This is a genomic window from Oceanobacillus sp. CFH 90083, from assembly GCF_009389585.1.
Classification (GTDB): Bacteria; Bacillota; Bacilli; order Bacillales; family Amphibacillaceae; genus Oceanobacillus.
This window is the reverse complement of record NZ_VIYG01000012.1, coordinates 1-18,522: the sequence shown is the minus strand read 5'-3', so window position 1 is coordinate 18,522 and position 18,522 is coordinate 1. Positions and strand designations below refer to the sequence as shown.

19 protein-coding genes are annotated in these 18,522 nt (G+C 38.7%); 15 read left to right on the top strand and 4 right to left on the bottom strand.

From position 1 onward, the window contains the following. The first annotated feature begins 2 nt into the window (after positions 1 to 2). The 9 genes from FLK20_RS16330 to FLK20_RS16290 all read left to right on the top strand — a co-directional run bounded on the left by FLK20_RS16330 (position 3) and on the right by FLK20_RS16290 (position 9,688). The gene (locus FLK20_RS16330) at positions 3 to 704 is read left to right on the top strand and encodes a FadR/GntR family transcriptional regulator (RefSeq protein ID WP_152657664.1); all 702 of its coding nucleotides are present in this window, start codon (positions 3 to 5) and stop codon (positions 702 to 704) included. Between the two features lie 9 nt (positions 705 to 713). Next, positions 714 to 2,123, top strand: a complete 1,410-nt coding sequence (locus FLK20_RS16325; protein WP_152657663.1) for an FAD-binding oxidoreductase — start codon at positions 714 to 716, stop codon at positions 2,121 to 2,123. Continuing rightward, positions 2,116 to 3,396, top strand: a complete 1,281-nt coding sequence (locus FLK20_RS16320; protein WP_152657662.1) for a (Fe-S)-binding protein — start codon at positions 2,116 to 2,118, stop codon at positions 3,394 to 3,396. The genes FLK20_RS16325 and FLK20_RS16320 overlap by 8 nt, the downstream gene beginning before the upstream one ends. Positions 3,397 to 3,418: 22 nt before the next feature. After that, the gene (lhgO, locus tag FLK20_RS16315; RefSeq protein ID WP_152657661.1) at positions 3,419 to 4,624 is read left to right on the top strand and encodes an L-2-hydroxyglutarate oxidase; all 1,206 of its coding nucleotides are present in this window, start codon (positions 3,419 to 3,421) and stop codon (positions 4,622 to 4,624) included. A gap of 241 nt (positions 4,625 to 4,865) precedes the next feature. Continuing rightward, positions 4,866 to 5,270: a CotD family spore coat protein gene (locus tag FLK20_RS16310; protein ID WP_305080943.1), complete on the top strand. Its 405-nt coding sequence runs from the start codon at positions 4,866 to 4,868 to the stop codon at positions 5,268 to 5,270. A 311-nt stretch (positions 5,271 to 5,581) separates the two neighbouring features. Continuing rightward, entirely contained in the window at positions 5,582 to 6,988 is a 1,407-nt protein-coding gene (gndA, locus tag FLK20_RS16305) for an NADP-dependent phosphogluconate dehydrogenase (RefSeq protein WP_152657660.1), read from the top strand. Between the two features lie 143 nt (positions 6,989 to 7,131). Next, a complete protein-coding gene (locus tag FLK20_RS16300) occupies positions 7,132 to 7,824 on the top strand; it encodes an aspartate/glutamate racemase family protein (protein ID WP_152657659.1) in 693 nt (230 codons plus the stop codon). 5 nt (positions 7,825 to 7,829) lie between these two features. After that, entirely contained in the window at positions 7,830 to 8,483 is a 654-nt protein-coding gene (locus FLK20_RS16295; RefSeq protein ID WP_152657658.1) for a YdeI/OmpD-associated family protein, read from the top strand. Between the two features lie 29 nt (positions 8,484 to 8,512). After that, positions 8,513 to 9,688, top strand: coding sequence for a GNAT family N-acetyltransferase (locus FLK20_RS16290; protein ID WP_152657657.1), 1,176 nt, complete (start codon positions 8,513 to 8,515; stop codon positions 9,686 to 9,688). A gap of 73 nt (positions 9,689 to 9,761) precedes the next feature. On the opposite strand, the gene FLK20_RS16285 is transcribed toward FLK20_RS16290, so the two are convergent. Next, positions 9,762 to 10,622, bottom strand: a complete 861-nt coding sequence (locus FLK20_RS16285; RefSeq protein ID WP_152657656.1) for a YihY/virulence factor BrkB family protein — start codon at positions 10,620 to 10,622, stop codon at positions 9,762 to 9,764. Between the two features lie 375 nt (positions 10,623 to 10,997). Here FLK20_RS16285 and FLK20_RS16280 point away from each other — a divergent pair, with 375 nt between their 5' ends. The 3 genes from FLK20_RS16280 to FLK20_RS16270 are packed head-to-tail and all read left to right on the top strand — an operon-like array spanning position 10,998 to position 12,113. Continuing rightward, positions 10,998 to 11,441, top strand: a complete 444-nt coding sequence (locus FLK20_RS16280) for a DUF948 domain-containing protein (protein WP_152657655.1) — start codon at positions 10,998 to 11,000, stop codon at positions 11,439 to 11,441. Further along, positions 11,438 to 11,890 carry a DUF948 domain-containing protein gene (locus tag FLK20_RS16275; protein WP_152657654.1) on the top strand — a complete coding sequence of 151 codons (453 nt, stop codon included), beginning with the start codon at positions 11,438 to 11,440 and terminating at the stop codon, positions 11,888 to 11,890. Before FLK20_RS16280 ends, FLK20_RS16275 begins: the two co-directional genes overlap by 4 nt. Continuing rightward, complete coding sequence (locus FLK20_RS16270; RefSeq protein ID WP_152657770.1) at positions 11,880 to 12,113, top strand: hypothetical protein; 234 nt, start codon at positions 11,880 to 11,882, stop codon at positions 12,111 to 12,113. Before FLK20_RS16275 ends, FLK20_RS16270 begins: the two co-directional genes overlap by 11 nt. Before the next feature lie 47 nt (positions 12,114 to 12,160). Here FLK20_RS16270 and FLK20_RS16265 read toward each other — a convergent pair whose 3' ends face one another. Next, a complete protein-coding gene (locus FLK20_RS16265; RefSeq protein WP_152657653.1) occupies positions 12,161 to 12,592 on the bottom strand; it encodes a DUF948 domain-containing protein in 432 nt (143 codons plus the stop codon). A gap of 443 nt (positions 12,593 to 13,035) precedes the next feature. Between FLK20_RS16265 and cwlD the strand changes: the two genes are divergently transcribed. Both cwlD and FLK20_RS16255 read left to right on the top strand, forming a co-directional pair. Continuing rightward, positions 13,036 to 13,764, top strand: coding sequence for an N-acetylmuramoyl-L-alanine amidase CwlD (gene cwlD, locus FLK20_RS16260; protein ID WP_152657652.1), 729 nt, complete (start codon positions 13,036 to 13,038; stop codon positions 13,762 to 13,764). A gap of 335 nt (positions 13,765 to 14,099) precedes the next feature. Continuing rightward, a complete protein-coding gene (locus tag FLK20_RS16255) occupies positions 14,100 to 15,158 on the top strand; it encodes an Mrp/NBP35 family ATP-binding protein (RefSeq protein ID WP_152657651.1) in 1,059 nt (352 codons plus the stop codon). Positions 15,159 to 15,225: 67 nt separating this feature from the next. Here FLK20_RS16255 and gerD read toward each other — a convergent pair whose 3' ends face one another. Next, a complete protein-coding gene (gene gerD / locus FLK20_RS16250; RefSeq protein WP_152657650.1) occupies positions 15,226 to 15,843 on the bottom strand; it encodes a spore germination lipoprotein GerD in 618 nt (205 codons plus the stop codon). A 283-nt stretch (positions 15,844 to 16,126) separates the two neighbouring features. Here gerD and FLK20_RS16245 point away from each other — a divergent pair, with 283 nt between their 5' ends. Beyond that, positions 16,127 to 16,780 carry a KinB-signaling pathway activation protein gene (locus FLK20_RS16245; protein WP_152657649.1) on the top strand — a complete coding sequence of 218 codons (654 nt, stop codon included), beginning with the start codon at positions 16,127 to 16,129 and terminating at the stop codon, positions 16,778 to 16,780. A gap of 248 nt (positions 16,781 to 17,028) precedes the next feature. Here FLK20_RS16245 and pdaB read toward each other — a convergent pair whose 3' ends face one another. Beyond that, entirely contained in the window at positions 17,029 to 17,784 is a 756-nt protein-coding gene (gene pdaB, locus FLK20_RS16240) for a polysaccharide deacetylase family sporulation protein PdaB (protein ID WP_227995090.1), read from the bottom strand. Positions 17,785 to 18,522: the final 738 nt, after the last annotated feature.

Sequence of the window (18,522 nt, the reverse complement as noted above, 5' to 3'; positions counted from 1 at the left end):
GAATGAAACCGTTCAAAAAAGAAAAGTTATCTGATCTTATTTTTTCCCAGTTAGAAAATATGATTAAAACCGGCGAATACTCAGAAGGGCAAAAGCTTCCTTCTGAGAATGAGCTGGCAAAATATTTTGATGTCAGCAGAGTCCCGATTCGTGAAGCGATTAGTAAACTAGTTTCTGTAGGGTACGTCGAGTCGATACAGGGAAAAGGCAGTTATGTTAAACGCATGGATGCAGCAGATGAATTTAAGGCCTATACTTATGGCGAATTTACGAAAAAAGAGTTATTTGATCTTTTAGAGATGCGGGCACTGTTGGAAGTGGAAGCAGCAGGATTCAGTGCAGTGAGACGTACGCAGGAAGCACTTCTGGAAATTGAGCAGGCTCTGAAAGATTTTGAAGAAATCAGGAGTAATGAATATTCAATCGGGTTAAAGGCTGATTATAATTTTCATAAAGCAATTATACAATCGACAAAAAATAATTATATTATCCAAACCTTTCAAAATTTAGAGCGTGTACACAGAAATGCATTGGAGTATTCACTGAAACTGAATATAGGGAAGCCCAGAAAGAGAGAAGAGGTTTATAGTGAGCATGAACGAATTTATTTAGCAATAAAATCTCAAAATGCAGCTGAAGCAAAAGAAGCAATGCGATTACATCTGACAAACATGCGCAGGAAATTGGGTGACGACAGAAATTAGGTGAGTTTAATGTTAAAAGAAAAAATAATAGAAAAATTATCAGAAATCGTGGGAGAACGGTTATTAACAGATGTTGATGAGCGTGTTTCTTATGGCTATGATGCGTCCTTTGGCCAATATATGCCTGATTATGTTGTCCAAGTAATGTCGACGGAAGAAGTGCAAAAAATTGTGCAGCTGGCTAACATCTATGAAATTCCGATTTATCCAAGAGGGGCAAGCACGAGTCTTTCGGGAGGACCATTACCAGTACATGCTGGTATTGTGATGGATTTTTCCCAGTGGAATCAGTATTTGGAAATCTTCCCGGATGATTTATTAATTAAAGCAAGCCCTGGTGTGAAAACAGGAGATATTCATCAATTGGCAGAGGAGCATAATTTAATGTATGCGCCAGATCCTTCCTCCTCCTCTGTCTGTACTATTGGCGGAAATTTAGCGGAAAATGCAGGAGGACCCCGCGGAGTAAAGTATGGAGTTACAAAGGATTATGTATTAGGTCTGGAAGTGGTTACTGCTGAGGGAGAAATTATCCGCACTGGGGGAAATACCATTAAAAATGTAACCGGCTATGACTTAACGAAGCTTCTAATTGGTTCAGAGGGGACACTTGGCATTATTACAGAAGCAACATTAAGGCTGATTCCAAAGCCTATGGATACGAAAACAGCAATGGTTATATTTGATGACTTATACACAGCAGGGAAATCTATTTCCAGGATATTAACATCTGGGGTAAGACCATCTAAAATGGAAATCCTTGATCAGAATGCGATCAATAAAGTAGAAGACTATGCCGGGCTTGATTTACCAAGAACAGCTGCAGCGATTCTGCTGGTAGAAGTGGACGGAGATCCGGATGTGCTGACCAAAGAATTAAATGTCATTCAGCGTGCACTTTTAGAAATTGGTGTAGATAATGTACAAATCGCTAAAACGAAAGAGGAAGAAGCAAAACTGTGGCAAGTGAGAAAATTAGTTTCACCAGCAATTGTCCAAAGCGGTTATACCAAAATATCAGAGGATGCAACTGTACCGCTAAGCAAGATTCCAGACATGTTTCGGAAAATTGATGAAGTGAAGAAAAAGTATAATCTGAATATTGTTGTATTTGGTCATGCCGGCGATGGCAATCTTCATCCAACCATTAATACGAATATGCAGGATACAGATGAGGTTTCCCGGGTGGAGGATGCCGTGGAAGAAATTTTTCGTTATGCGATTGAATTAGGAGGTACGTTATCAGGGGAGCATGGAATCGGGACGATGAAAAAACCCTTCTTTCCCATAGAAGCAGGAGAAGCCGGTATGCTGTTCCAAAAAGCTATTAAACAAGCACTTGATCCGAAGAACATCTTGAATCCAGGAAAAATATTCCCGGAAGCGGGAGAGAAAAGGTTAGTGTTAAAAAATGACTGAATCATTAATGGAAAAATTAGATTATCAGGCAACCTTTGACTGTGTACAATGTGGCTACTGCTTACCTGCATGCCCGACCTATCTGGCTTTCAAAAAAGAAAAGCATTCTCCGAGAGGCCGTATCAATTTAGTGAAGATGGCGGCTGAAGGGAAAATTGATATAGAGGATATGCGGGAAGGTATTGATTTATGTCTGGGTTGCCGGGCATGTGAGACGGTCTGTCCAACCAATGTCCGTTATGGAGACATTCTAATGTCAGCAGTGGAAGTATTAAAAGATAATAAGAAGATGGGGCTGTTTGAAAAGGGTGTAAGGACGGCTACTTTTAAAGTGGTTCTGAAAAATAAACAGATTCTGAGACTTGTAAACAAAGGCATATATGCTTATCAAATTACAGGAGTGAAGCGTCTGATTAATCGTCGTAATCTTCTGAAGTCAATGAGGAAATATCATGATTTAAATCAAGCAATGCCGGAAGTCAGGTTAAGTAAGCGGCTGAAAAATCCGCGGAATCCTTTTAGGAAATCGGAAATCCATGTCGGCTTCTTTCAAGGGTGTATTATGGACGTTTTTTTCAGCCGGATTAATGATTTGGCTGTCAAAATATTAAGTAGGCATGGAATGGAAGTAGCGAACATTCCGTCGCAAACATGCTGTGGTGCTCTGCAGCATCATGCAGGAGAACACGATCAGACTGTAAAACTGGCGATGAAAAACATCGAAGCTTATGAAGCGTATGACTTTGATTATATTGTAAATACGATTGGCGGCTGTGGAGCGACCTTAAAAGAATATCCGAAGCTATTTAAAGAAGGAACAGAATGGCATCAGCGGGCAGTGGCATTTACAGCAAAGGTCCGAGATATCTCCGAGATGATGGCAATGGTTGATTTAAAATTTCAATATGAAGTTTCTAAGAACGCTGTATTTCAGCCATCCTGTCATTTGGAAAATGTCCAGAAGGTGTTTGAGGACCCCTTGAAAATAATTAAAAGTATTCCCGGTCTAAACTATATGGAATTAAAGGATAAAGCACTCTGCTGCGGGTCAGCAGGAGTTTATAATATCCTGCATTTCGAGGAATCGATGCAAATTTTAGACATGAAGATGAAAAACGTTAAAACAGCAAGACCGGAATTAATCATTACTTCCAATCCTGGTTGTCATATTCAAATGCAGTTAGGTGTAGAAAGAGAAGGCCTATCTGACGCGATTTCAGTGAAGCATATTGTGGAAGTAGTCGCAGAAGCCTGCGGTATTGAAATAAATTAAGAAGAGGCAGGAGGGGAGTACAGTGAAAGTAGATATACTAATTGTTGGAGCAGGGATTATTGGCTTAAGCACCGCTTACCAGCTATCAAAAGTGCATAAAGATAAAAAAATTGTAGTCGTAGATAAAGAGTCGGAGGTAGCGAAGCATCAGACAGGGCATAATAGCGGTGTGATTCATTCAGGCATCTATTATAAACCGGGATCCTACAAAGCAAGATTTGCCCGAAACGGCTCCAAATCCATGGTGGAATTCTGCGAGGAGCATCATATAGATTACAATCGATGTGGAAAAGTGATTGTGGCTACCAGCGAGTCCGAGCTTGCGAATATGAATAAGTTATATGAAAGAGGAATAGAAAATGATTTAGATGTAGAGCTCTTAACCGGTAATGAGGTTAAAGAAATAGAACCATTTGTAAATACAGTTGGCGGAATACATGTCAAAAATACCGGAATTGTTGATTTTAAAAAAGTTACCGAAAAGTATGGAGAGCTTTTCATAGAGAATGGCGGGGAGCTGCATTTACATAATGAAGTAAAAGATATACAAATTGAGAAAGAAAAAATAACTGTAGTGACCAGCCAGGAGAATTTTGAAGCAAATTATTTGATTAATTGCGCCGGACTATATAGTGATAAGCTGGCCCGCATGGCTAATATCAAAACAGATGTTCAAATTATTCCATTTCGAGGTGAATATTTTGAATTGGACGAGCGTATTGAACATTATGTAAAGACGCTCATTTATCCAGTACCCAACCCTGATTTGCCATTCTTGGGTGTGCATTTTACAAATATGATTGGCGGCGGTGTAGATGTAGGTCCCAATGCAGTGCTGGGATTTAAGAAAGAAGCGTACCAGAAAATCGGCTTTAATCTGAAAGAAACATCACAAATCCTAACCTTTCCTGGTCTTTATCGAATGGGCTTAAAAAATATTAAGGAAGCAATTGGTGAATATTACCGTTCATTTAATAAAAAAGCATTTGTTAAAGAAGCGCAAAAATTAATTCCTTCCTTAAATGCAGAGGATATCAAGCCGATGGAAGCCGGGGTACGTGCACAAGCGATGAAGCCGGACGGAACAATGCTGGATGATTTTTATTTTGAAGAAAATGCGTACAGCCTGCATGTATTGAATGCACCGTCTCCCGCTGCTACATGCTCGATTGAAATTGGGAAAGAAATAGCTAAGCGTTTTAATCAAAAAATAATAACTGTAACTTGATTAGAAAAAGCTAGTATCAAACTAAAATAATTTAGAATGTTTTTATATCTGCTCTTGTCTGTAAGTATATTCTAACAGGCAAGAGCATTTTTTGAGATTACTAAATAAAATCAAACAGCTGCCTATATTCCATTATCTCAGGGTAAATTCACATAAAAATAGGTTTTTATATCAAACCGAGTATGATGAGTGTACATAGTCTATAGAGAAGGCTGAAGAAAAAGAAGGGAGGTCCTTTACGATGAGAGGTAGTAAGCATCATCAAGGACAATTTAATCAAGGCTGGGGAAATCAACAGGTACAAGGAGCTTCTATGAATGGAAATTGCCATAATATGTCACATCAGATGCCAATGCAACAGATGCAGCCGGAATACTGTCCTCCGCAAGTATCGCCTACACAACAAGGTCCAACACAAGTATCGCCGACAAAGCAATTTGTAAAAACAAATATCTCCAATACCGAAGTAAAGCATATTCACCCCAGCCATACAACAAATGTTAATCAGCATATGACAACACACAAGCACTACTTCCCACATACAGAATCCGTTGTAAATAACATTCAAGAGCAGCATGTTATGTGCGGAAAGCCGCATCATCCTTGTCCGCCATGTCCTCCGAAAGGGCATTGCGGCTGTAGATAAAAAGTAGATTTAAAAAAACATCGATTCGCAGTATGTGATGCTGTGAGTTGATGTTTTTTACTTAGTCAGCAAATATATCTATTTTCATAAATAATGGCATGATTGCTATCAAAATATAAGGGATACTACGTTCATTTTAAAAGACATAAAACACAATTTTTGCTTACTTCCACTTAAAATGAACGTATTTTCACAAAATTTCTGCTTTATTCGTTGAAAAAATATCATGAAGATTGGTTTCTATAGAAAAAATCCGTTATAATAAGAAAAGGTTTATTTTTAAATTATTAGGCAGAGAGGAACGAGTATATATGAAGCAAGAAATTGGTGTTATTGGCTTAGCTGTAATGGGAAAAAATATCGCATTAAATATAGAGAGCCGGGGATTTGCGGTATCTGTTTTTAATCGTTCATATGAGAAGACAGAAGATTTTATGGCAAACGAGGCAAAAGGGAAAAATTTCTATGGTGCCAAAACGATAGAAGAATTTGTACAATCCCTTGAAAAGCCCCGCCGCATTATGCTTATGGTGAAAGCTGGTCCTGCGACAGATGCAACGATTGCTTCTCTGCAGCCATACTTAGAGGATGGCGATATCTTAATCGATGGTGGAAATACACTCTATGAAGATACGATGCGCCGTAATGAAGAATTAGATAAGACAGGTATTCATTTCATTGGAACGGGTGTATCCGGCGGGGAAGAAGGAGCTTTAAAAGGACCTTCTATGATGCCTGGCGGACAAAAAGAAGCATATGACCTTGTGGCACCAATCTTTGAAGCCATTTCTGCCAAAGTAGATGGTGATCCATGTGTTACTTATATTGGTCCAAATGGTGCCGGACATTTTGTCAAAATGGTCCATAATGGTATTGAGTATGGGGATATGCAGCTAATTGCAGAAGCATACGATTTAATGAAGAATGTTGTCGGCTTGGATGCAAAAGAATTGCATGAAGTATTTAAAGAATGGAATAAAGGAGAACTGGACAGCTTCCTGATTGAAATTACAGCAAATATTTTCACGAAAACAGATGATGAAACAGGCAAGCCATTAGTAGAAGTAATTCTTGATAAAGCAGGTCAAAAAGGTACTGGAAAATGGACAAGTAAAAATGCACTTGATTTAGGTGTGCCGCTTCCATTAATCACAGAGTCCGTATTTGCACGCTTTATTTCTTCCTTAAAAGAAGAGCGTGTGCAAGCAAGTAAGGTATTTTCAGGTCCTGCTCAAGCAGATGTCTCTGAGAGCAAAGAAGAGCTGATTGAAGCAATTCGCCAAGCGCTTTACATGAGTAAAATCGTCTCTTATGCACAAGGGTTTGCACAAATGCGTGCGGCATCTGAAGAAAATAACTGGAACTTGAAATATGGAGATATCGCCATGATCTGGCGCGGTGGATGTATTATCCGTGCAAACTTCCTGCAAAAAATTAAAGATGCGTATGATCGAGATGCAGATTTGCCAAATCTTATGCTGGACCCTTATTTCAAAGAGATTGTAGAAGGATATCAAGCGTCCCTTCGTAAGGTGGTTTCCTTAGCAGTGCAGCAGGGTGTGGCTGTTCCAACATTTGCAAGTGCAATTGCTTACTATGACAGCTACCGTTCAGAAAACCTGCCAGCTAACTTAATCCAGGCACAGCGTGATTATTTCGGTGCGCATACGTATGAGCGTAAGGATAAAGATGGTGTTTTCCACTCACAGTGGTTCTAATCGTGTTGTAAGGAAGATTTCTGTAATTAATAATAAAAAAATGTCCCGGGGTCAATGACTTTTGATTCTGGGGCTTTTTATTAGAATTCGGGACAATCAGCAATACCTATTGATAAAACAATCAGAAAAGTGTCAGAGGTGGAATCAAGTTGAGAAAAAGATTAGGGTGCTTGCACGCTCACTATTCAAATATAGAATATATCAATCGTGCATTCTCTGCATTTAACATGGAACTCATTCATTTTGTTGATCCAGCATTAATGTATCATGTTACCGCAGATGAAACATTCCAGGAATCAGATGCCAGACGTAAGGTGAAGGAGCAAATAGAGTGGATTGCTCAATGTGATGTGGATGCTATCCTTATTACTTGTACAAACTATATTGCCATACTGAACGAAGATCAGCTTTCACTGCCCGTACCAATTATTAAAATCGATGAACCTTTCTTTGATGCCATTTGCAATGTCCAGCGCCCTCAGTCGATTCTTTTTACAAATCCTGCAACAGTTGCTGGAACGATGGAGCGTCTTAAACAGCATGCTGCACATCATCAAAAATCCTTAAACTTAGAGGTAATTGTTGTGAATCATGCTTTTGAATTAATCATGCAAGGATTAAAAGAAGAATACGATAAAAAAATTTCTGCGTTTTTAAAGCAAATCATGAAAGATGAACATAAAGTTATTTCTGTTGCTCAATTATCTATGGTGGATGCATCGCAGCAAGTGGAGAATAAAACCTCTAAGCCGATTATAAATCCATTGAATACACTGGTTCCTTTTCTTGCCGATTTGTTAAAGTTAGAAAAGAAATTAATTAATGATGAGGAGTGAAAATCATGTCAATCGTCGATAAATTAAATCTCAAAAAATACACAAACATGGCTGTTCTCAATCAGCCGAGTGACTATGATGTATTCGCAGCACAAGTGCAATCGCTTCAGCAGGAGCATGACGCCATTTTTATTTTTGTAGAAACCCTGGATGAAATGGTTGCACATACGAATCAAATAATAGAACGTCAATTATTGCTTCCAAAAGGATACTTATTCTTTGCTTATCCCAAAAAAGGAAATACCCGATATAACACATATATCCATAGGGATGAGATTTTTCCAGCTATGGCAGTTGACGAAGAAGGTTATGTGGCAGGAAGTGATTTGAAGTTCTCTCGTATGGTACGAATGGATGACGTATTTACGGTTATTGGCTTAAAGCACGAGAAGCGGAAAGCCAAGAAAAAGTCTGTTTCAGCAAGTCAGCGTGTGGGTGATTATACTGATAATGTAAAAGATATTGAAGCATTATTAGCTGATGATCCAGAGGTGCTTGCATTTTACCAGAGCCTGACACCAGGTTATCAAAAAGATTGGGCGCGCTATCTTTTCTCTGCGAAACAGCAAAAGACACGTGACAAGCGTAAACAGCAAATGCTTGATATTCTGTCGCAAGGGTATAAATCGATGGATCTGTACCGGCAGCAGAAGAAATAAAATCGCTTTACCAAAAGAGGAGGATGGTTATGATTAAACAAATTCCAGTAACGAATGATGAAATTTATGAGTTATCCGCTTTTGCCTTTCAGGTTAAGCTAACTCCAGAACAAGTCGAGAAGAAAAAGAAAGAAAAGCAAAATGAAACAGTTTGGGGCTGGCTGGAAGGAGAAAATCTGGCTGCTAAGGTACATCTGATTCCACTGGAAACACGTATTCATGGTCAGGTTATGAAAATGGGAGGTATTGCCTCTGTTGCGACATGGCCGGAATACCGGCGGAATGGAGCTGTACGGCAGCTGCTTACCCATGCTATTGGCGAAATGAAAAAAGCAGGCTGCCTTATTTCGTATTTAGCACCATTTAGTGTACCGTTTTACCGGAAATTTGGCTGGGAAATGACCATCAATGAAATGCAGTTTACCATTCCAATGGAGCACATACCCAAATTTAAGGATGTAACAGGTTATGTGCGGCGCATGAAAAAGGATGAAGAAGCGATCTTAAAGGAGGTTTATCAGGCCTATACCGAGCAATATACAGGAATGCTTGTCCGTGATGATCATTGGTGGAAATATAAGGTTTTCAGTAAAGAAGAGCTCATTACAGTCATTAGTTATGATGATGGCGGGAATGCAGATGGGTATTTGCGTTATAAGGTAAAAGGCGGGAAGGTGGACATTGATGAATGGGCAGCGGTTACCCCGGATAGTAAAAAGCGTCTGCTGCAATTTATAGCGAACCATGATTCAATGGCAAAGGAAGTACACATGACACTCCCGGATGACGATTTACTTCCGCTCTTTTTGGAAGAGCCAAGCGTAAAGCAGGAGCAAAAGCCATATTTTATGACAAGAATTGTAGATGCAGAAGCCTTTTTGAAGGTATATCCATTCCAAATATTATCGGAAAAGGAAGAAACGTATATAATCAAAGTGGAAGATGCTGTTTTTGGAGAGAATAGCGGGGTTTATCATATTCATTTTCAAAACGGCTCACATCATGTGGAAAAAACAGCAGATATGGCAGGACAGAATGTGACTGCATCGTTGACGATTCAACAATTAGCAATGATTTTATTAGGAAAGCAAACGTTGGAGCAGCTCTACAGCCAAGCATTTATTTCCGGTGATTTAGAGAATATCGTGAAGCTGGATGCCTATATCCCTAAAAAAAGACATCCGTATCTTGCAGATTTTTTCTAAATAGTCTAACGGTAACAATTAAAAACCAAAGCCCTGTCTTCATATCAAGAAGGAAGGCTTTGGTTTATTAACCTTATTTTTCGTTAGCACTTGCTGTTTCTTTTCTTGCCGCTGTGGAATCATCTATTTTTTTCTGATGATACATACTGTTAAGCAGTGCCCCCACCAGAAGGATGACGCCAGTTAGGAAGAACCAGACCATCAGGATGATAATTCCGCCAAGGCTTCCATACGTCGCTGAATAATTGCCAAAGTTAGATACATAAATGGAGAAAGCAAACGAGCTTACCAGCCATAGAATACTTGCTGTTAGTGTCCCGGGCAGAATATGCTTGAAAGGGAGATGTTTGTTTGGGGCAAAACGATACAGCCCCAGTAAAATAATAGTAACAATAATAATGACCATCACTAAGCGTGATATTTGCAGGATAATTCCCGTGCCTTCACTGATGCCGGCAAAGGAAATTAAGAAACTGACAATTGTATCCCCAAATACAAGCAGAATAATCGATGAAATGGCAGCTAAAAGTACCCCAATCGTCAACAGGACAGCTATTCCGCGAGCCTTGATAAATGACCTTGTTTCTGCCACTTCAAAAGCCTGATTTGATACTTGAATAAATGCGTTAATCCCGTTTGAAGCAGACCAGATTGTCCCCAAAATTCCGACCGTTAACAGTCCGCCACGGGGCGTTTCAACCAGGTTGATGATATTTTCTTCAAAGGTCGTTGCAAGTTCCTGTGGTAAGATGGAACCGATAAACCCGACAGCATCATCCGGACTTATGTTAAAATAAGGAATAATTGCAAAGCCGACGATAAGAAGCGGGAAGACGGCTAATAGAAAATAATAAGCAAGTGCAGCTGCAAGTAATGTCGTATTATTTTCGGAAAAACGTTTCATAAAATCCTTAAAGAATTGTTTGATACCCATAGTCGCCTCCAATAAAAATTTTTGATACCTTTCCCATTTTAGAGAGAACTCCAAAAAAATGAAATAAATATACGGTATATGAACTCTTTACCCGAAAGTCAGAAGATATAATCTTGACTTATACATTCTTTCAGACTGCATAAGTATAACAAAGATATCAGTCAGTCAAGGTTTGGCGAATGTGAGGTTTTCCATTATTATAGAAAAGAAACGTTTTATTTATTTTATCAGGTGGTATAATATTGTTTATAGAGGCTGTTCAAAAAGTCCGGTTAAAAATGGATGTATGAAAGAGATGCGGGCAAATGCTTGAATGAAATGGCCAGTCCATTTTATCCTTTTGAACATGCAATGAAAAAGGAGGGATTTTTACATATGCCTATTATTTCCATAGGGATTTTACTTATTGCAATTGCGTTTGCTGTCGTTTGTTGTTATATAGCTTTTACGTTAAATCGGCTTACCTACAACATTCGTTCGCTTGGGCGGTCAGTCGTGAAAATGGAAGAAGACATGAACCATATCACACCAGAAATTTCGACATCCTTACAAGAGGTCGGTCATTTAATCGATGATACACAAGAGAAACTGCAAGCTACAGACAGTGTCTTCGGTTCTTTAGAAGACGTGGGTACCTCTGTCCAGAGCCTCCATGAAGCTTATAAAGTGAAGCGGCAGGCATTGGATGATGCCCAGCTGGAGAAAAAATTAAATCTGGCGATGAAAGGAATCACCTGGAGTGAAGCAGCGATACAAATTTATAAAACCTATCAGACAAGTAAAACAAATAAAGTCAGCGAGAAGGAGGAAGTAAAATGACATTAATCGGAATCGGCGTCATTATCATTGGAGTCGCATGCGTTATTTTAGCTATTTTCATTGGTCATTTATTAAATAACTTAGCAAGTGTATTAAGCGGCGTTGATAAGACTGTCCAGCAGTTACCAGAACAATTGGACGGGATTGTCAAAGAGACAACGAGTATTATTCATGAAAGTAATCAGGCTCTAGCAGATATAAATGATAAAATGGAGCAATTAAGCCCATTATTTTATATTGTTGGTGATGTTGGTAATGCAACAAGGAAGCTATCTTCTTCCTTAGTGGACGTAACGGATTCTGTGAAGACAAAAACAGAAGCCGGTCAGGAGATTTCCGGTAAAAATAACTTAGGCGGCGTATATGGTGGAGTGGCTCTTGGTTATTACTGGTTAAAGAAAAAGCGGGAGCTAAAACGTGAGAAACGAGCATACACCCATGAACAATAAAGGATATCAGACAGGGATTGTTATCAGTTCGATTGCTGGTGCAGTATTAGGCTGGGCAGCAAGCTCCTATGTGGAAAAGAAAAGAAATTTAGAAGAGAATACATCATTATTAACCCGTCTGCGTGATTTTGAACAGCGCCTTTATCAGGACGGCTTTCAAAAATCGACAGAGCTTCAGGAAATACGTCAGGAAGTTGAAAATAAAATAGCAGAAGAGCATTAAAAAAATCGCTTGGAATAAAAGTTCCAAGCGATTTTTTTAGGTCGGGTTTATTTTTTATTTCGTTTGACAAGGAAATAACCAATAGTTGCTAAGCCATAAATGCCCTGCAAATTTTTATTTGCTATTGTCATATTCGCTTCTTCGGTTGTCTCCTGTAATTGATTTGCTGTTTTAAGTACAGATGATGACATGTTATGGGTAGCTCGTCCTGCATCACCAATTAAATAGAATAAAGGAGATAATTCCTTCATTTGTTGATTCACCTGCTGTAATGTTTTATTCCCTGTTTGCAGGATATCTGTTATTTGCGAGGTGATGCCTTCTATCTGCTCGGGCAGCTGATCCGTTGTTTTTTGTGCACTGGCAATAAGCTTGCCTGCTCCTCCCAGCTTTACAAAAAGAAAAGCAGCTACTGCCAGTAAACCTACCCCGATCAGAACAGCGCCAATACCTAATAAAATTAATATCCAATCCGCCATAATAATACCTCCGAATGATTATTCCTAAATATACAATATCACATGAGAAATAGTTTAGAGGAAATTCAAAAAGCCCAACAAAAATGACACGGCGAATTTCTGCGTTGACGTCATTTTTCCGATACTCACGTATTTAAAACCATACGCTCCGTTCGTAAAAATGACGTCGCCTTGAACTTCTTGGTCCTTTTTATCGCCCTTTTTGAACACTCAATTTAAAACATTTATTTTTATTTTAGCATACTACAAAAGATAAGTCATAAACCTAGCAATGAGCCCATAAATTTTTAATAGAAGGCTTTTGCTGTTTATATTTTTTAGAGTTGTACATGCTGTAAGAAAAAGCTTTGTAATAAAAGGTGCTTTTGAGAGTCCGGCTCCAGCAGAAATAGGCACAATAAAAATATACCCCCTAAAGATGGGAACGAAAGGGACGAAGCGATATGTCAAAAAATAAGAAGCTGGCATTTTGGTTTCTTGGCTTGTTCATACTTATTTTCTTATTACAGTATCCCACGAAAGAAGCAATTAATTCTTCTAATTCTACTTGGTCGCTTCCATTAAACGGAAAAGTAATTGTGATTGATCCCGGACATGGCGGACCAGACGGTGGTGCAGTCGGTTCAGACGGCACCGTAGAAAAGGATATTGCGCTCTCTGTATCTAAAATGGTTCAATCATACTTGATGCAGCATGGGGCAATTGTTCATTTAACCCGTGAGGAGGATGTTGATTTAGCTGCAGAGGGGACAAGTGGTCTGGCTAATCGTAAATCTGAGGATATACGGAATCGATTAGCGTTTATTCATGAGAAAGAAGCTGAATTTTTTATCTCCATTCATTTAAATGCATTGCCTGATTCCAGGTGGCATGGCGCTCAGACCTTCTATTATCCGAAATTTAGGGAGGGAGAGCATCTGGCCACCATGATTCAGGAAGAAATTATTCGTAATCTGGAAAATACGGATAGACAACCGCTTGCTATTGATCAAATGTATTTGTTGAAGCATGCAGAGGTTCCTGGAGCATTAGTAGAGATTGGATTTTTATCGAATGAGACGGAGCGGGAGCTATTAAAGGATGATGCCTATCAGCGACAAATGGCAGCCAGCATATATGAAGGAATTTTGCGTTACGTTACAGAGGATTCGGAGGAAGAAGAAAGCGAGTAAAAAAGGTGCTGAATAGATAAGGGTTGCCAATTATTTTACAATGAAGAGGCTTGGCTGGTTCCAAGCCTTTTCTAATGGATAATCTTTGCTTTTTCGGGAATTGCCAGGTTGAAGCAAACCGCCTGAATGAAGTTTCGTTTTATCACAGCACGAGTGTCCGTAATTTCCCCAAGTAATAATGCAGAAGGATGTAAATAAGTATGGGGAAAAACGGTCACTACATCTCCTGATTAACTCAAGCTAACATTCAAACGGTTAAAGAGCAAACCACCTGAATGAAGTTTCGTTTTATGTTATACTTGGCATTGGACAGACTCATAAAGGATGGTGAAAACATGTTAGCACAAGAAGAGGTTATAGAGTTACTGAGCTCTGTGAAGGATCCTTTTTTACATAGAAACTTGCAGGAATTAGATGCGATTAAATCCGTTACCATTAAGGAAGAGAAAAAGCATATCAGTGTGAAGATTGGAATTTCCAAAATGAATACAGGCGAGCAGATGCAGATGCAGCAAGAGATTGTTGGCATTTTAAAACGTAATGGTGCCAATACAGTTGGATTGCGATTTGAACAGCTGCCGGAGGAGACAGTGAAGAAGTATCAGTCTGAAGCGGAAAAAGCAAAAGAAGAAACGTTAATCAGCGGTGCTTCCAATACGAAATTTATCGCCGTAGCCAGTGGAAAAGGCGGGGTTGGTAAATCAACTGTAACCGTTAACTTAGCGGTTTCCTTGATGCGCCTGGGTAAAAAAGTAGGCATTATCGATGCGGATATTTATGGTTTTAGTGTGCCGGATATGATGGGCATAGAAGAAAGACCAGTCGTTCGCGGGGAGAAAATTATTCCGGTTGAGCGCTTTGGTGTCAAAGTTGTTTCCATGGGATTCTTTGTGGAAGATAATTCGCCGATTATCTGGCGTGGACCAATGCTTGGCAAAATGTTAAACAGCTTTTTCACAGAAGTAGAATGGGGCGATTTAGATTATCTATTGCTTGATTTACCGCCAGGAACAGGTGATATTGCCATGGATGTGCATGAGCTCTTACCATCCTGTAAAGAGGTTATTGTGACAACACCGCATCCAACAGCAGCTTTTGTAGCAGCTCGTGCAGGACAAATGGCTCTAAAAACAGATCATGAGATTCTCGGTGTTGTGGAGAATATGGCGTACTTTGAAAGCAAGAAAACAGGTGAGAAGGAATATGTTTTCGGAAAAGGCGGCGGCAAGAAGCTTGCGGATGTGCTGAAAACAAAGGTTCTTGGTCAATTGTCACTTCAACAGCCGTATGAAGAAGAGGATGAATTTGCTCCATCTGTTTACCAGGAGGATCATCCAAATGGAAAAGAGTATCATAAGATTGCCGCAAAAATAGTGGCGAAATTAGAGGAATAGGATAGTAAACAAATAGGATGCTGTTTAAATGAACAGCATCCTATTTGTTTTAAAAAGACATGGTTCCTTATTGAGATGAGGATGAGTTTTCATTTTCGTTATTATTCGAGGAACCTTGGTTGCCTTCTCCATTGCCGCCGGATGAATTTTGCTTGGCAGCTTCTTTAAGAGCCTGGTCTATTTTTTCTTGAAATAGGGGAGACTGAAGTGTTTCTTGAATTGTTTTCTCTAGATGGGCACGAAATTTTTGGCTTGTCATAATCGAAAGGATCTGCTCATCCACTTCGGGGTTATTCAATATTTCAATCATTTGCTCTTGAAATTGGCTGTCCTTCATCAGGTCTTTCATCAAATCTTTTTGCTCTGTGGAAATAGACTGTGCATAAGTTTTTATGAACTCAGGGTCCTGGAACATTTTCTTCCAATTTTCTTTACTTTCTTCAGATGATAAAGCCTTCGTTACCGCATCTTTTACTTGATCAGATTCGATAATTACGAGCTCTTGTAACTCGTCATCAGCCAGTATATCCTTTAATGCTTTTTTACCCTCCTCTGTCTGGAGGATATCAACAACCATTTTTTTAGTGGTTTCATACTCTGCCTCGCGAGAATCGTTATTATTTCCGCAAGCAGAGATCAGAGTTATGGATAAGACTAGAAATATAATGAATAAGTGACGTTTCATACATACGCCCCCCTTTCTTAATGAAATCAGAAGTATACCTTTTTATTTTCAGGTTAAGGATAGAGTGGTTTGCCATATGCTTCCCAATGCAGCAGTTTCTTTTGTTAACATGGGTACTTTTCTCAGTAAAGATTGGTCCAAGTTTCTCTGTCTTTCTTACATGAAGAACATAATCTATACCCTTAATATGTTTGATAATTTAACAAAATATACACAGCAATGAAGAAAAATGGTGCGCTTCATGTTAAAATACGAATGGTTACTTCTTTAGGAGGTGAAGAATTTGAACACAAAAATATTAGTTAATTTCTTTTGGAAAGCATTCTGGCTCGGTGGTCTTGCTGGCTTAATTGCGAGTTTTTTTATACGGCCAGAGGAATATCTTACATATATGTCTCCTTTTGATTTGTTGGAGCTGCTCGGGGTATTTCTTTTCTTTTTAGTACTTGGTCTGACATTTGCAGCTATAAGCATGACAGGTTTTTTTGCGTATTTATTTGTGAATCGGATGGGGCTGAATTTATTTAAGGGGTACTGGCCTTTAGTCCAGGTTGGTCTGATTGTTTTTATCTTATTTGATCTTATCTACTTCCCATATCGTGCTGCAGGGGGAGATGTGGCGATATATTGGTTTATACTGATTGCTGCAGCGATGCTGGTTATTGGATGGATTGTTGCAAAGTTAAAAACAAAAGAGACCAATTCGACAGCTTTTATTCCAGCACTATTTTTCATGATTGTTTTTACAACTGTTGAATGGGTTCCCGGATTAATGGTAGATGGTACGGATTATGCCTGGTTAATGGTTATTCCATTATTGGTATGTAATACATATCAGATTTTAACACTTCATCGGCTGCCTTTTGTGGAAAAAGAACGGAAACAGGAACAAAAATCCGTATCAAAGTCGAGAAAGAAGCAAGCGAAAAAGGCATAAAGCAATCTGGTTTCTTTCTTAACATGGAAGTAATGCAGAGTCGGCTCTATCGGGTTTGATTTATTGTGAAGTTTTTTCAGTTCAGAGATAACTTCTTATATATTATAAACAGCGGGCATCACTCCACACTAGGAGAGATGCCCGCTGTTTATATTTGTGTGACCATCTATATTTAAAGGACTTAAGTCTAAGCTTGTGAATGAAGGTCTATTGAAAGAAAGAGCAGGATGAACAAATGGCGGTAAAGGTTAATCAATAAGCTCCGTATCTGCTTTTGCCTGATTAATCATTTCTGATATCGTAATCAGTCCATATCCTTTGTTTTTTAAACCGGGAAGAACCGTTTCTAAAGCTTCAGCAGTTTGTTTGGCACTATCAGAAGCGTGCAGCAGAATAATATCACCGTTTTCAGTCTGCTCCATTACCTCATCAACGATAGATTCTACACCAGGATTCTCCCAATCATCCGGGTTCACATTCCAATGCACAACCTGAAATTGCATATTTTCCGCCAGTTCAATAATTTCTTCGTTTAAATGACCGTGGGGTGTGCGAAGAAGTTGGATGTCTTCATATCCTAGCTTATTCATTACCTCCTGTGCTTTTAGCAAGTCCTTTCTTATTTGTTCCGGTTCTTGATCTAAATAACTTTTATAGCGGTAGCCAAGTAATCCAATTTCATGTGTTCCTTCAGAAATGGCTTCTAATAAATCTGGATGTCGTTCAGCCCACTCACCACTGACAAAAAATGTAGCTTGGACCTCTTCTTTTGCTAATACATCAAGAATACTCTCTACCCTCTCTTCTCCCCAGCTGATATTGAAGGTGACTGCAACATCTTCTAAATTTTCATTTCCCTTTGAAAGAGCGGCCGGCTCATCCTTTGTGAACATAGTTATCATAGATGGCGTTTGCGTCCAAATCAGAATGGCTGCTGTTAACATGATAGCTGCTGTTAATATCATTTTCTTCCGGTTCAAACGAATTGTATAGAAGTGATTCAATTTTGTTCCTCCTTTTTGGTGTAGTGAAATACATGGAAAGCATTATTAGTAGTGCGAGATAACTCGTTCCAGTATATATATATGTTGTATTTTCGGAGATATGTACAAGCTTTTATTATGCTATCGAGAAAATTGTTATCTCAGTGAAGGAAGCTGATGCATAAATAAAATAATATAGATGGAAGAATAACAGTATGTACAGTGGAAGAAAAGGAGGAGATAGAGATGGAATCTGAGTTAATGGGCTTACGATACATGCCTGTTTAAAATTAATTAAATGAGAAGCAGGAAGATCCAGACAACGTGTTTTTACGAATGAGCTCTCTCACGTAATGTGGTGACTTCTGTGTTGTTTAGTAGAATGTCATTAACTTACCACTTATCATTGGGGATTCTTAAACATTCTCTATAAAATAGTTTTAAATCCGGAGTCCGAAAAGGTATGAATTATCTATAATAGAACGAAGCAGAAAGCCGATATAATAGTGTTTTAGGATAGTTTATAAATGGAATGTAAAAAAAGTAATCTATTTCGTAATTTTTTTGTAAAAAAGTATTGCCCTTCTTAAATTTCTATGGTATATTAATTTTTGTTGTCGGAAGCAAACGAAATAAGACGAAATTGCTTCAAAAAACATTAAAAAAAGTGTTGACAACAAAGTGGAAATATGATAAATTATATCTTGTCGCTAAAAACGACGAAATTAAAAATTGCTCTTTGAAAACTGAACAAAACAA